Origin of the sequence: Pseudomonas kilonensis, assembly GCF_001269885.1 — a bacterium.
GTDB classification, from domain to species: Bacteria; Pseudomonadota; Gammaproteobacteria; order Pseudomonadales; family Pseudomonadaceae; genus Aquipseudomonas; species Aquipseudomonas kilonensis.
On the sequence record NZ_LHVH01000008.1, the window covers coordinates 78,023 to 91,242 of the forward strand.

Annotated in this window: 12 protein-coding genes; 7 read left to right on the top strand and 5 right to left on the bottom strand. The window is 63.4% G+C overall.

Annotated elements, in window-relative coordinates:
- Positions 1-136 precede the first annotated feature (136 nt).
- The 4 genes from AD662_RS03385 to AD662_RS03400 are packed head-to-tail and all read left to right on the top strand — an operon-like array spanning position 137 to position 2,395.
- Positions 137-442 carry a MazG-like family protein gene (locus AD662_RS03385; protein WP_003186192.1) on the top strand — a complete coding sequence of 102 codons (306 nt, stop codon included), beginning with the start codon at positions 137-139 and terminating at the stop codon, positions 440-442.
- Positions 439-1,188, top strand: a complete 750-nt coding sequence (locus AD662_RS03390) for a methyltransferase (RefSeq protein ID WP_018607621.1) — start codon at positions 439-441, stop codon at positions 1,186-1,188. Before AD662_RS03385 ends, AD662_RS03390 begins: the two co-directional genes overlap by 4 nt.
- An 11-nt stretch (positions 1,189-1,199) precedes the next feature.
- On the top strand, positions 1,200-1,817 hold the full coding sequence (locus AD662_RS03395) for a DUF4136 domain-containing protein (protein WP_053185452.1): 618 nt from the start codon (positions 1,200-1,202) through the stop codon (positions 1,815-1,817).
- A 20-nt stretch (positions 1,818-1,837) separates the two neighbouring features.
- Positions 1,838-2,395 (top strand): DUF4136 domain-containing protein, encoded by a 558-nt coding sequence (locus tag AD662_RS03400; protein WP_053185455.1) that lies wholly within the window; start codon positions 1,838-1,840, stop codon positions 2,393-2,395.
- 125 nt (positions 2,396-2,520) lie between these two features.
- Here AD662_RS03400 and AD662_RS03405 read toward each other — a convergent pair whose 3' ends face one another.
- Both AD662_RS03405 and AD662_RS03410 read right to left on the bottom strand, forming a co-directional pair.
- Positions 2,521-3,375 carry a MaoC family dehydratase gene (locus AD662_RS03405; protein WP_053185458.1) on the bottom strand — a complete coding sequence of 285 codons (855 nt, stop codon included), beginning with the start codon at positions 3,373-3,375 and terminating at the stop codon, positions 2,521-2,523.
- Between the two features lie 2 nt (positions 3,376-3,377).
- Positions 3,378-4,730 carry a 3-oxoacyl-ACP reductase gene (locus AD662_RS03410; RefSeq protein ID WP_018607629.1) on the bottom strand — a complete coding sequence of 451 codons (1,353 nt, stop codon included), beginning with the start codon at positions 4,728-4,730 and terminating at the stop codon, positions 3,378-3,380.
- Positions 4,731-4,987: 257 nt separating this feature from the next.
- On the opposite strand from AD662_RS03410, the gene AD662_RS03415 reads away from it, so the two are divergent.
- Positions 4,988-6,265, top strand: coding sequence for an acetyl-CoA C-acetyltransferase (locus tag AD662_RS03415; RefSeq protein WP_018607631.1), 1,278 nt, complete (start codon positions 4,988-4,990; stop codon positions 6,263-6,265).
- On the opposite strand, the gene AD662_RS03420 is transcribed toward AD662_RS03415, so the two are convergent.
- Positions 6,252-7,280, bottom strand: a complete 1,029-nt coding sequence (locus tag AD662_RS03420; RefSeq protein ID WP_053185461.1) for a bile acid:sodium symporter family protein — start codon at positions 7,278-7,280, stop codon at positions 6,252-6,254. The genes AD662_RS03415 and AD662_RS03420 overlap by 14 nt on opposite strands.
- 79 nt (positions 7,281-7,359) lie before the next feature.
- Between AD662_RS03420 and AD662_RS03425 the strand changes: the two genes are divergently transcribed.
- Together AD662_RS03425 and AD662_RS03430 are read left to right on the top strand one after the other, a co-directional pair.
- Positions 7,360-8,151, top strand: coding sequence for an AraC family transcriptional regulator (locus tag AD662_RS03425; protein ID WP_018607635.1), 792 nt, complete (start codon positions 7,360-7,362; stop codon positions 8,149-8,151).
- A 240-nt stretch (positions 8,152-8,391) separates the two neighbouring features.
- A complete protein-coding gene (locus tag AD662_RS03430; protein ID WP_018607638.1) occupies positions 8,392-9,285 on the top strand; it encodes a PA4780 family RIO1-like protein kinase in 894 nt (297 codons plus the stop codon).
- A 1,128-nt stretch (positions 9,286-10,413) separates the two neighbouring features.
- Here AD662_RS03430 and cueR read toward each other — a convergent pair.
- Complete coding sequence (cueR, locus tag AD662_RS03440) at positions 10,414-10,815, bottom strand: Cu(I)-responsive transcriptional regulator (protein WP_018603223.1); 402 nt, start codon at positions 10,813-10,815, stop codon at positions 10,414-10,416.
- Positions 10,812-13,205: a heavy metal translocating P-type ATPase gene (locus tag AD662_RS03445; RefSeq protein ID WP_053185466.1), complete on the bottom strand. Its 2,394-nt coding sequence runs from the start codon at positions 13,203-13,205 to the stop codon at positions 10,812-10,814. Before AD662_RS03445 ends, cueR begins: the two co-directional genes overlap by 4 nt.
- Between the last annotated feature and the right edge of the window lie 15 nt (positions 13,206-13,220).

Consider the following 13,220-nt stretch of genomic DNA (forward strand, 5'->3'; position numbering starts at 1 on the left):
GCTGAGCCGTTGGCTCCTGATTGTAGGAGCTGTGGCGGCCGAGTTGGTTCGATTATGGGGCAAACCGTCGCTGCGTACCGAGACTCTTGCCTTCCCTGGTCATCCCCCTGAAGCTATGCGCATTCAGGAGAACCCGATGAACCTTGTTGAACTGACCGAACGCCTGCATGCCATTCGTGACCGTAACGACTGGCGGCAATTCCACAGCCCGAAAAACCTCGCCATGGCCGCCAGTGTGGAAATGGCCGAACTGGTGGAGATTTTCCAGTGGCTGACCGAGGACCAGTCGCGCCAGTTGCCGGCGGACAAACTGGCCCACGCCGGGCAGGAGGTCGGTGACATCGTGTTGTACCTGTTGCTGCTTTGCAGCGAGCTGGGCCTGGACATGGACGCTGTGGTACGCAGCAAGCTGGCCGACAGCGAACGGCGGTTCGGCCAATGAGCGACCGTCATTTCGATCAGCTCGCCACGCGTTTTGCCGAAAAAATCTACGGCGGGGCCAAGGGCGCGATCCGCCTGGCGGTGCTTCAGGCCGATCTGCTGGAAAGCTTGCCACAGCGTCCGCTGCGCGTGCTGGACATCGGCGCCGGCCTGGGCCACATGTCGTTGTGGCTGGCCGAGCGCGGTCACCAGGTGACCCTGGCCGAGCCGGCCGAGCCCATGCTCGAAGGCGCCCGCCAGCGTTTTGCCGAGGCGGGCCAGAGCGCCACGTTCATCCAGGCGCCGTGGCAGGATCTGCTCGGCCAGCTCACCGAGCCTTACGACCTGGTGTTGTGTCACGCGGTGCTGGAATGGCTGGCCGAACCTCACGCGATCCTGCCGGTGCTGCATCAACTCACGGTCCCGGGCGGTTGGTTGTCCCTGGCGTTCTACAACCGCGACGCGCTGGTCTATCGCAACCTGCTCAAGGGGCATTTTCGCAAGTTGCGCAAAAATGACATGGCCGGTGAAAAACAGAGCCTGACGCCGCAACAACCCCTTGATCCGCGAGAATTGGCGGCGCAACTTGAAGGCCTGTGGCAGGTCGAAAGCCAGAGTGGCGTGCGGGTTTTCCATGACTACATGCCGGTGGAGTTCCAGGGCCGCGTGGAGCTTGCGCAGTTGCTGGAAATGGAACTGGCCCACCGTCGCCATCCGGCGTTTGCCGGGTTGGGACGTTATCTGCACTGGATCTGCCGTCCAGTGTGACGGAGAGCGAAATGAAAGGTCGTTCAGGGTTGTTGATGCTGTGCCTGGGACTGGCGGCCTGCCAGGGCAGCAATCCCTATGTCGCCACGTCCAATCCACTGCCGCCGGCGCCACCCGAGGCCGCCACGGTGTTCGACCGCAGCGCTTACCCTGCGCCGCCCCGTGACTATGGGCGCTATCGCAGTTGGGCCTGGCGCGACGGGCGCCTGCCGTCGGGTACCGCCTGGGCGGATTCGGCCCAGGTGGCCGAAGCGGTGAGCAATGCCCTGGACCAGCGTGGCCTGCGCCCGCTGCATGACAACCGGCCCGCCGACCTGTTCGTCAGCGCCGACCTGCGCCTGGAGACCCGCGTGCGTCAGGTTCGGGATGATTATGATACCGGCTACTACGGCGGCTATAACCGTTATGACCGCTACGGTCCGGGTTATGGCATGTACCATTCGGTGCCGATGGTGCGCACGTATCAGGAGCAGGTCGTGGTGGTTCGGGTGGATCTGTTCGATGCCCGCACGGGGCAACCGGTGTGGAGCGCCAGCGCCGAGACCGGCCAGCGGGGCAGTCAAAGCGAGCGCACCGATGCCATTCGTGCGGCAGTGGAAAAAGCCATGTCGGCGTATCCACCAAGTTGATTACGCAACGGAGAAAAACCATGTTTCGCCGTCTCGCTCTACTGGCCTTCACCCTGTTGTTGGGCGCTTGTGCCTCTAACCAGGTCAACCATGACTTCGACACCAGCCGCGATTTCGCGGCGTATCGCAGCTGGAGCTGGAAAGACCCGGCGCTGCAATATCGCCCCGATGACCCACGCATCAAGAGCGACCTGACCGAACAGCGGATCCGCCAGGCGGTGGCCGATCAACTCGACCAGCGCGGCCTGCGTCCGGCGGCTGGCGGGCATGGTGATGTGCTGGTCCAGGCCTATCTGATCGTCGAGGACCGCCAGCAGCAGGTCACCACCAACTACGGCGGTGGTGGGTGGGGCGGGCCTTGGAATGGCTATTGGGGCGGGCCGATGTACAACGAAACCCGCAACATCAGCTACAAGGTCGCCACCGTGCAGATCGACCTGCTCGATGGCAAGGACGGCAAGCTGGTGTGGCGTGGCAGTGATGAACAGCTGCTCAGCAACTCGCCCAACCCGACCGACCGCAACACGGCCGTGCGCGAGACGGTGGGGCGGATCCTGTCCAATTACCCGCCGCGCTGAATAACTGTGGGAGCGGGCTTGCTCGCGAAGACGGTTGCACAGTCAACATTGATTCAGACTGACCCACCGCTTTCGCGAGCAGGCTCGCTCCCACAGGGGATGCGTGTGGAGGCCATTTATTCTGCTCAGGCCACCGGCCGCCACTCTCCCACCATATGCTCCAACTCCCCAGCCCCCATCAGTTGCAGTTGCCCGCTGGACCCCGCCGCACTCGCCAGCAGTGTCACCTCACTGGGCAGGCGCACCGGTTTCTTGAAGGTCACATCGATCTCGATGTTGGCCTCGGGCAGGTGGTCATCCAGCGCCGCCAGGGTCCTGGCCTTGTTCCACAAACCATGGGCGATGGCAGTGGGGAAGCCGAACAACCGGGCGCTGATGCCGCTCAGGTGAATCGGGTTGTAGTCGCCAGACACCTTGGCGTATTGCCGACCGATGTCCGTCGGTGCGGTCCAGTGCGCGACTTCAATCAAGGGCAGGCTGGCCTGCGGTGAATCCTCCACGAGTGCCCCGTCGAGCTGGACACCTTTGCACAGCATCTGGCTTTGGGCCTCCCATAGCGGCCCCAATTGATCATCAAGGCGAGTCACCAGGTCGAATACCGCACCTTTAGGGTGGGCTTGCAGATTTTCGACATGGACGCTGGCCCGCACCTGGCCAACCCCGCCCATAGGCCGCAATACGCGGATGCGATTGCTCAAGTGGATCAGCCCCAGCAGCGGAAATGGAAAACTCCGGGCGGTGAGCAATTGCATTTGCAGGGCGAACGCCAAGACGTGGGGATAGGTCGGCGGCAGCAGTCCGTTATCGATGAAACCGCAGACTTTGCGATAGGCCGCCAGGCGTTGCGGGTCGACCTGAAGCACCTGGCGCAGGCCTTCCTCGGGCAAGGTCGTTCCGGTGACCTTGCGTCGTGTCGCCGCTTTCGAATAAAGCCCGGACATCGATGGCGGGCTGCTGACTTCGTGCCATTGGATCGTCATGGTCACGCTCCCAGAAGGCTTTGCCCGCATACCCGCAGGGCCTGACCGGTCACGGCACCCGTGCCTGGTTGCGCGAGCCAGGCCACGGCTTCGGCGACATCCTGGGGCAGGCCGCCCTGGCCCAGGGAGCTCATGCGCCGCCCGGCTTCGCGCAAGGCGAAGGGAATGTCGGCGGTCATGCGGGTTTCAATGAAGCCCGGCGCCACGGCGTTGATGCTGATGCCGCGTGGCTGCAGCAGCGGCGCCCAGGCCTGGGCCAGGCCGATCAGCCCGGCCTTGCTCGCCGCATAGTTGGTCTGCCCACGGTTGCCGGCAATGCCGCTGATGGACGCCAGCAGAATCACCCGGCCATTGTCGCGCAGGGTGCCGCTGTCGAGCAGGGCCTTGGTCAGCACTTGCGGGGCATTGAGGTTGACGGCCAGCACGGCGTCCCAGAATTCCGGGGTCATGTTGGCGAGGGTCTTGTCCCGGGTGATGCCGGCGTTGTGGACCACGATATCGACGCCGTCGGGCAGGTGCTCGATCAACTGGGTGGCGGCGTCTTCGGCGCAGATATCCAGCGTGACGCTGCGTCCGCTCAGGCGTGCCGCCAGGGCGTCGAGGTCGGTCTTGGCTTGCGGGACGTCCAGCAGGATCACGTCGGCGCCATCGCGGGCCAGGGTTTCGGCGATGGAGGCGCCGATCCCGCGGGCTGCGCCAGTGACCAGCGCCTTGAGCCCCGTGAGCGGTCGGGTCCAGTCCTGGACCTGGGTGTCACAGGCGTTGAGGCGAATGACTTGCCCGGAAATGAAAGCGCTCTTGGGCGACAGGAAAAACCGCAGCGCACCCTCCAACTGGGCGTCGGCGCCGTCGCCGACGTACAACAGTTGCAGCGTCCCGCCGTTGCGCAACTCTTTGGCCAGGGAGCGGCTGAAACCTTCCAACGCCCGCTGGGCACTCGCGGCGAACGGGTCGGCAAGACTTTCCGGCGCGCGACCGAGGATGACGACATGGGCGCTGTGGTCGAGGTTTTTCATCAGCGGCTGGAAAAATTCCCGCAGCTGCTTGAGCTGGTCGGCCTGCACCAAATGGCTGGCGTCGTACACCACCGCCTTGATTTTCGGGCCATGGCCGGGGATCCACTCGGTGGCCAGGGTCGGCTCGCCGCCGTAGATGAAGATGGTGTCGGTCAGGCGCTTGGCAAACCTGCCGATCTGTTCGGTCAACGGCCCGCCGCCCAGCAGCAATGCGCCTTCGATCGGCCGCAGGCGCCCGGCCTGCCAGCGCTCCAGGCGCACCGGCGAGGGCAGGCCGAGGGACCCGACCATGCGCCGGCCAATGGGCGAATTGGCGAAGTCGATATAACGGTCAGACATGGAACACACTCCGGCTGATGAGGTTCCAAGTGTGGACCATGATTGGCAATCAGTCGTTCGATCGGCGAGATAAAGCCTAAGCTTGAGCGGGAGCGCTTTTTTCAGGGCACCGAATCCCTGTGGGAGCAAAGCTTGCTCGCGATGCAGACACCGCGTTTTTCAGGTAGGTCGCGTCATCGTTCATCGCGAGCAAGCTTTGCTCCCACAGGGTTCGGTTGAGTCTTCACAGGGCACTAGACCTACACAGGGAGTTCTTCATGACACAACTACGCCGCGTCGCGATCATCGGTGGTAACCGCATTCCGTTCGCCCGCTCCAACGGGCCCTATGCCACCGCCAGCAACCAGGCGATGTTGACGGCTGCCCTCGAGGGGCTGATCGAACGCTACAACCTGCATGGCTTGCACATTGGCGAGGTGGCTGCCGGTGCGGTGCTCAAGCACTCCCGGGATATGAACATGACCCGCGAATGTGTGCTCGGCTCGCGGCTGTCACCGATGACGCCGGCCTATGACGTACAACAGGCCTGTGGCACCGGGCTGGAGACAGTGCTGCTGGTGGCCAACAAGATTGCCCTGGGGCAGATCGACAGCGGCATTGCCGGCGGCGTCGACACCACCTCGGACGCGCCGATCGCGGTCAATGAAGGGCTGCGCAGGATCCTGCTGCAAGCCAATCGCGCCAAGACCACCGCCGACAAGATCAAGACCTTCCTACAGTTGCGCCCTCAGCACCTCGTCCCCGACCTGCCGCGCATCAACGAACCGCGCACCGGCCTGAACATGGGTGAGCATTGCGAGTTGATGGCCCAGACCTGGCAGATCCCCCGGGAGGCGCAAGACCAGTTGGCCCTGGAAAGTCATCAGAAAATGGCCGCGTCCTATGCCGAAGGTTGGCAGAATGACTTGATGACACCGTTTCTTGGCCTGACCCGGGACAACAACCTGCGCCCGGACCTGACCCCGGAAAAACTCGCTTCCCTCAAGCCGGCCTTCGAAAAAAGTGCCAAGGGCACGATGACCGCGGGTAATTCCACGCCACTGACCGATGGCGCTTCGTTGGTGCTGCTGGGCAGCGAAGAGTGGGCCAAGGCTCGAGGCCTGCCGATCCTGGCGTACCTGCGCGACGGCGAAACGGCGGCGGTGGATTTCGTCAATGGCGCCGAAGGGCTGTTGATGGCCCCGGTGTACGCCGTGCCGCGGTTGCTGGCGCGCAACGGCTTGACCTTGCAGGACTTTGATTACTACGAGATCCACGAAGCGTTCGCCGCCCAGGTGTTGTGCACACTGAAGGCCTGGGAAGACCCGGACTACTGCAAGACCCGCCTGGGCCTCGATGCGCCGCTAGGGTCCATCGACCGCAGCCGGTTGAACGTCAAGGGCAGCTCCCTGGCCGCCGGGCACCCGTTTGCCGCCACGGGCGGGCGCATTGTCGCCAACCTCGCCAAGTTGCTCGATGCGGCCGGGCGAGGTCGCGGGTTGATCTCCATCTGCGCCGCCGCGGGCCAGGGCGTGACGGCGATTATCGAGCGCTGAGGACGGCGCCGTCCTGGCGGGACGCCAGTTCCCGGTGATGGCTGGCGTAGCGCTCGGCGAGGATCGAGCAGACGATCAACTGCAGCGGGTGATAGATCATGATCGGCAGTAGGATCAACCCCAGGCCGGGATGGTTGCCGAAAATCAACGCCGCCATGGGCACGCCGGCGGCGAGGGATTTCTTGCTGGCACAGAACACCGCGGCCACTTCATCGGCGCTGCGCAATTGCAGGGCGCGGGCGGTACGGGTGGTCGCCCACAAGATGATCGCCAGCAGCACGGCACTGCCAAGCACTGCGCTCAATAGCACGCCGTGGCCTTGCTGTTGCCAGATGCCGGACACCATCGAGTTGCAGAATGCCGCGTAGACCAGCAGCAGGATCACCAGTTTATCGATGATGCTGGTGTAGCGCTTGTACCTGCCGAAAAAGCCAGCCAACCAACGCCGCAGGAGCTGCCCCAGCACCAGTGGCAGCAGCAACATCATGCACAGGTCGAGCAAGGTGGACCCCAGGTCGATGCCGCCGGCGCCGCTGCCGACCACGAAGCTGACCAGCAGCGGTGTCAGGAAAACCCCCAGTACGCTGGACAGGCTCGCGTTGAGAATCGCCGCGGGCACGTTACCGCCGGCACTGCCGGTCAGCGCCACCGAGGAAGAAATGGTCGAGGGCAGGGCGCACAGGTAGAAGAACCCCAGCATCAGCAGCGCCGGCACATGGCTGCCGACGAGCCAGTGGCTGAGCAGCCAGATCAACGGAAACACGCCAAAGGTGAAACCCTGCACCATCACATGCAGGCGGATGTTCTTCAAACCGTGGCGGATCTGTTCGCCGGACAGGTTGACCCCGTGCAGGAAGAACACCACGAAGATGCCGATGTTGACCACCCATTCGGCATGCATGGCGCCGCCCGTGGCGCCAAAGGTTGGAAAGAAGTACGCCAACAGCGTGGCGAGTAACATGCCGCAGAGGAACCAGTCGGTCACCATGCGTTTGAGGTGTCTGAGGATATGCATAGGGCACCGCAAGTTGTAAGAAAAGTCGACTTAGCCTAACGTCGTCCCTACCAGTCGTCTTGCGACATAAGGCCAATCAATGCCGCCTAACGGACACCAACAGCTCGAACGCCGCATCCCCGACCTGGCGCAATTGCCGAGGCCGCTGTACGCCCGTGTCGAAAGCTTGAGCGCCGGTTCCTGGACGCAAGCCCATCGTCATGACTGGGTGCAGTTTTCCTACGCCATCAGCGGCGTTCTCGGCGTACACACCGCAGCGGGTAGCTTCTTTGCCCCGCCACAACGGGGCATCTGGATCCCGGCCGACCTGGAACACCATGTGGTGACCTCCACCCGAGCGGAAATGCGCAGCCTGTATGTGCATCGCCACGCCTGCCCCTGGGCCGATGAGCGTTGCCGGGTGCTGGAAGTCACGCCACTGGCCCGTGAGTTGATCAAGGTGTTCTGTCAGCTTCCGGTCGATTACCCGCAAGGCGATACCCAGGAACAACGGTTGGTGCAGGTGTTGCTGGACCAGTTGGCGACTTTGCCGGAGGTGGGGTTCTCCCTGCCGCTGCCACGACATGCCCGTCTGCTGGGGCTGTGTAACGAGTTGATCGAACAGCCTGAGCAGAACGTCACCTTGCACGCCTGGGCTGAGCGCCTGGGCACGTCGGAAAAAACCTTGATGCGCCTGTTCCAGCGCGAGACCGGCCTGAGCTTTCGCGCCTGGCGCCAGCGCATGCGCTTGTTGTCGTCCCTGGGCTCGCTGGAGCAGGGCGACAGTGTCACCAGCGCCGCGTTGTCCTGCGGGTATGATTCAACGTCCGCGTTCATTGCGGCGTTCAAGGGGATGTTCGGGTTTACGCCGGGGGAACTGTTCAAACATTGAGTCGTCGCACTTTCCTACAGCCGATGGTAGACATGACTGTCAGCTCTTGTCGCAAATGCCTGGGCATTCAGTTAGCAATGTCAGGTTCGGTCTCGGCTATGATTCGGCTCGGTCGATTGATCCGGCACATTGTGTGCATCACAGGTTCATAGGTCGGCAACCCCTCCCCGTGGAGGAAGGATTGCCGTATAACGACTGTCATTCGCGTGTTTGGTAATAAAGGACCCACAATAAAAGCTGATGAAGACTCCAAAACGCATTGAACCCCTGATCGAGGACGGTCTGGTCGACGAGGTGCTGCGCCCACTCATGAGTGGTAAAGAAGCAGCTGTTTATGTGGTGCGCTGCGGTAACGAGCTACGTTGCGCGAAGGTCTACAAGGAGGCGAACAAGCGAAGCTTTCGTCAGGCGGCCGAATATCAGGAAGGCCGCAAGGTCCGCAACAGCCGTCAGGCCCGGGCCATGGCCAAGGGCTCGAAGTTCGGGCGCAAGGAAACCGAGGACGCCTGGCAGAATGCTGAAGTAGCGGCGCTGTTCCGCTTGGCTAGCGCGGGTGTGCGCGTGCCCAAGCCGTACGACTTCCTTGAAGGCGTGCTGCTGATGGAACTGGTGGCCGACGAGTACGGCGATGCAGCGCCGCGTCTGAACGATGTGGTGCTGGAGCCGGACCAGGCCCGTGAATATCACGCCTATCTGATTTCCCAGATCGTGCTGATGTTGTGTACCGGTCTGGTGCACGGCGACCTGTCGGAGTTCAACGTCCTGCTCACGCCGACCGGGCCGGTGATCATCGACCTGCCGCAGGCCGTGGATGCTGCGGGTAACAACCATGCCTTCAGCATGCTGGAGCGGGACGTGGGCAATATGGCGTCCTACTTCGGTCGGTTTGCCCCGGAGCTCAAGCGCACCAAGTACGCGAAGGAAATGTGGGCGCTGTACGAAGCCGGCACCCTGCACCCGGCCAGCATGCTGACCGGCGAGTTCGACGAGCCGGAAGAACTGGCGGATGTCGGCGGGATCATGCGCGAGATCGAGGCCGCCCGCCTGGACGAGGAACGCCGCCAGGCTGTCCGCGCCGCCGACGATGCCCCGCCCGGCAAGACCGAAGAGCCGCCTCCGCCATGGATGCAATGATCGGTTGAACAGAAACCCGGCCAATGGCCGTAATGCTGTTCACTTAGAAAAAACGGCGCTTCTTTCAGAAATGGAAAGGCGCCGTTTTTTTGGGTTGGTGTGTATATCCATTTCTTCGGTAACGGCCGCTTAGGGTTCCGCCCTTACGGCGGGTCACTTTTGAAGAGCGCCAAAAGTAACCAAAAGCGCTTTGCCCCACCACTCGGTGCCTCGCTTAGGCTCGGCATGCCTGAACGAAGGCATTGCTCCGTGGGCCCGCCGCGAAGGGCCATCCATGGCCCAGCGCGGCTACCTCGGCATCCATGCCGAGGTGCCCACTGCGCGACACCTTCGTTCAGCCATCGTGGTTAACGGGGCGCCCGAGATCAACGTCCACCGCGAGGCGGCCTAGTAGCCGACCTGGCTCTTGCGGTCGTACACCCATCAGATCTGTGGGAGCAAAGCTTGCTCGCGATGACGGTGTCCCAGTCAATGAAGATGTTGGATGTGCCGGCCTCTTCGCGAGCAGGCTCGCTCCCACAGGGGGCTCTAGATGCACATAAGTATTGTGTCTACGGAAGATCCAATGTGCGAGCTTGCTCGCGATAGCGGTGGCTCAGCCACATAGATGCCGGCATGTGCCCCGCTCTTGCTTTGGATCTTGATCTGGACGCCCCGTTAAACCACGCTGGCTGAACGAAGGCATTGCGCAGTGGGCATCCCGGCATGGATGCCGGGATAGCCGCGCTGGGCCATGGATGGCCCTTCGCGGCGGGCCCACGGAGCAATGCCTTCGTTCGGGCACACCGAGCCTAGGCGAGGTGCCGAGTGGTGGGGCAAAGCGCTTTTGGTTACTTTTGGCGCTCTTCCAAAAGTGACCCGCCGTAAGGGCGGAACCCTAAGCCGCCGTTACCGCAGAAACGGATATACACCCTTACCCCAATGGGTCGAAACTGAAGATCCACAGCCTTAAGTGAACAGCATTAGGCCCTGGCCGGTTTTTTTGTGGGCACTCCAAAATCTCATACCCACCGCAGCCCCCTGTGGGAGCGAGCTTGCTCGCGATAGCGGTGGATCAGCTTGCATCGATGTTGAATGTGCCGCCGCCTTCGCGAGCAAGTTCGCTCCCACAAGGGCCGGCGGTGGGCATCAACTCTGGCAACACCCCGACGCCAGTTCCTTGAGGATCGGGCAGTCCGGGCGGTGGTCGCCGTGGCAGTGTTCCACCAGATCCTGGAGGGTGTCGCGAAGCTCAGCCAGTTCGCGGATTTTCTGGTTCAGTTCTTCGATGTGCTGGCGGGCCAGGGCCTTGACGTCGGCGCTGGCGCGTTGGCGGTCTTGCCAGAGGGTCAGCAGTTTGCCGACCTCTTCCAGGGAAAACCCCAAGTCGCGAGAGCGCTTGATAAAGGCCAGGGTGTGCAGGTCATCGGCGCCGTAGATCCGATAGCCGCTGTCGGTACGATGGGCGGCCTTGAGCAGGCCGATGGATTCGTAATAGCGGATCATCTTCGCGCTCAGGCCGCTCTGGCGGGCCGCTTGGCCGATGTTCATCGCTTGTCCTCCAGCTGCTTGGGTGTCCAGAACTTCAACAGTAACGCATTGCTGACCACACTGACGCTCGACAGCGCCATGGCCGCGCCGGCCAGCACCGGGTTGAGAAACCCGAACGCCGCCAGGGGGATGCCGACCAGGTTATAGACGAACGCCCAGAACAGGTTCTGGCGGATCTTGGCGTAGGTCTTGCGACTGATGTCCAGCGCCGCCGGCACCAGTCGCGGATCGCCGCGCATGAGGGTGATGCCCGCGGCATGCATCGCCACGTCGGTGCCGCCGCCCATGGCAATGCCGATGTCGGCGGCGGCCAGGGCGGGGGCGTCGTTGATGCCGTCGCCCACCATCGCCACCACCGAATGGCGCTTCAACTGTTGGACGATGGCGGATTTGTCCGCTGGCAAAACCTCGGCATGGACATTGGAGATACCCAGCGCCTGGGCCACGACCCGGGCGCTGCCTTGGTTGTCGCCGGTGAGCAAGTGGCTGGCGATGTGCTGTTCATTCAAGGCCTGTACCGCGGCGAGGGCACCGGGCTTGAGCGTGTCACCGAAGGCGAACAGGCCGAGCACCCGAGGCGTCGCGCCTTGTTCGATCAGCCAGGACAACGTGCGGCCTTCGTTTTCCCAAGCCTGTGCCGACTCGGCCAGCGAACCGGGCTCCAGGCCCAGTTCGTCCAGCAGGCGTCGATTGCCCAGGGCCAGGCGGCGTCCGTCGAGGCTGCCGGCGATACCGCGTCCAGCCAGGGACTGGCTGTCGCTGACATCCGCCACGTCCAGGCCACGCTCGGCGCAGGTGTCCAACACGGCTTTGGCAAGAGGGTGCTCACTGCCGCGTTGCAGGGCGCCGGCCATTTTCAGCAGCGCGTCTTCATCTCCCTCCAGAGCCGTCAAGTGGGCGATGCGCGGCGTGCCGGAGGTCAGGGTGCCGGTCTTGTCGAATACTACGGTGTCGACTTCATGGGCGCGCTCCAGGGCCTCGGCGTCCTTGATCAGAATCCCGTGGCGAGCGGCCACGCCGGTGCCAGCCATGATCGCCGTGGGCGTCGCCAGGCCCAGGGCGCAGGGGCAGGCGATCACCAGCACGGCGACGGCGTTGATCAGCGCGGTTTCCAGTGGCGCACCGTACAGCCACCAGCCGATCAACGTCGCCAGGGCCAGCACCAGCACCACCGGTACGAACACCTGGCTGACTTTATCCACCAGTTTCTGGATCGGGGCCTTGGCGGCCTGGGCGTCTTCCACCAGGCGGATGATGCGCGCCAGGACGGTTTCGGTACCCAGGGCCAGCGTGCGCACCAGCAGCCGGCCTTCGCCGTTGATGGCGCCGCCAGTGACTTTGTCGCCGGGCTGCTTGGGCACCGGCAGGCTTTCGCCGCTGATCAGCGCTTCGTCGGCGTGGCTCTGGCCTTCCAGCACTTCGCCGTCCACCGGGAAGCGTTCGCCGGGTTTGACCAGCACCCGATCATTCAAGCGCAGGGCGCTGATGGCAACGTCCCGCTCCTGACCATCGATCACCTGGATCGCCCGCTCTGGCCGCAAAGCCTCGAGGGCGCGGATGGCGCTGGCGGTTTGTCGCTTGGCGCGGCTTTCCAGGTATTTACCGAGCAGTACCAGGGCAATCACCACAGCCGAGGCTTCGAAATACAGGTGCGGCATGCCGCCAGGGCGGGCAATCACCCATTCATAAAGGCTCAAACCGTAGCCGGCGCTGGTACCCAAGGCCACCAGCAGGTCCATGTTCCCCGCACCGGCACGCACGGCCTTGAAGGCGGCGACGTAGAAACGTGCACCGAAGATGAATTGCACTGGCGTGGCCAGGGCGAACTGCACCCAGGCCGGGAGCATCCAATGCACGCCGAACGGCTGCAGCAGCATGGGCAGTACCAGCGGCACGGACAGCGCAATCGCCAGCATCAATATCAGGCGTTCACGGTTCAGGCGATTGGCCTGCGTGTCAGCGGGCTGTTCGGCCTGCCAGACAGTGGCGTCATAGCCGGCGCGCTTGACCGCATCGATCAGGGTTTGCGGATCCACCTGGCCGAGCAGTTCGAGGTGGGCCCGCTCATTGGCAAGGTTGACGCTGACCCTGTTCACACCGTCGACCTTGCCCAGGGCGCGTTCGACCCGGCCGACACAGGAGGCGCAGGTCATTCCGTCGATGTTCAGCTCCAGGGTTTGCACGGGGACGCTATAGCCGGCCTGTTCGACGGCCTGCATCAAGGCCGGCAGGCTGCCTTCGGGGGCCTGCACGCGCGCCAGTTCAGTGGCCAGGTTCACACTGACAGCACGGGTGCCGGTGACTTTGCTCAAGGCCCGCTCGACCCGCCCGGCGCAGCTGGCGCAGGTCATGCCGGCAATCGGTAGATCGAACGTGGTGGATTCGGACATCGGTCAGGCTCCCTG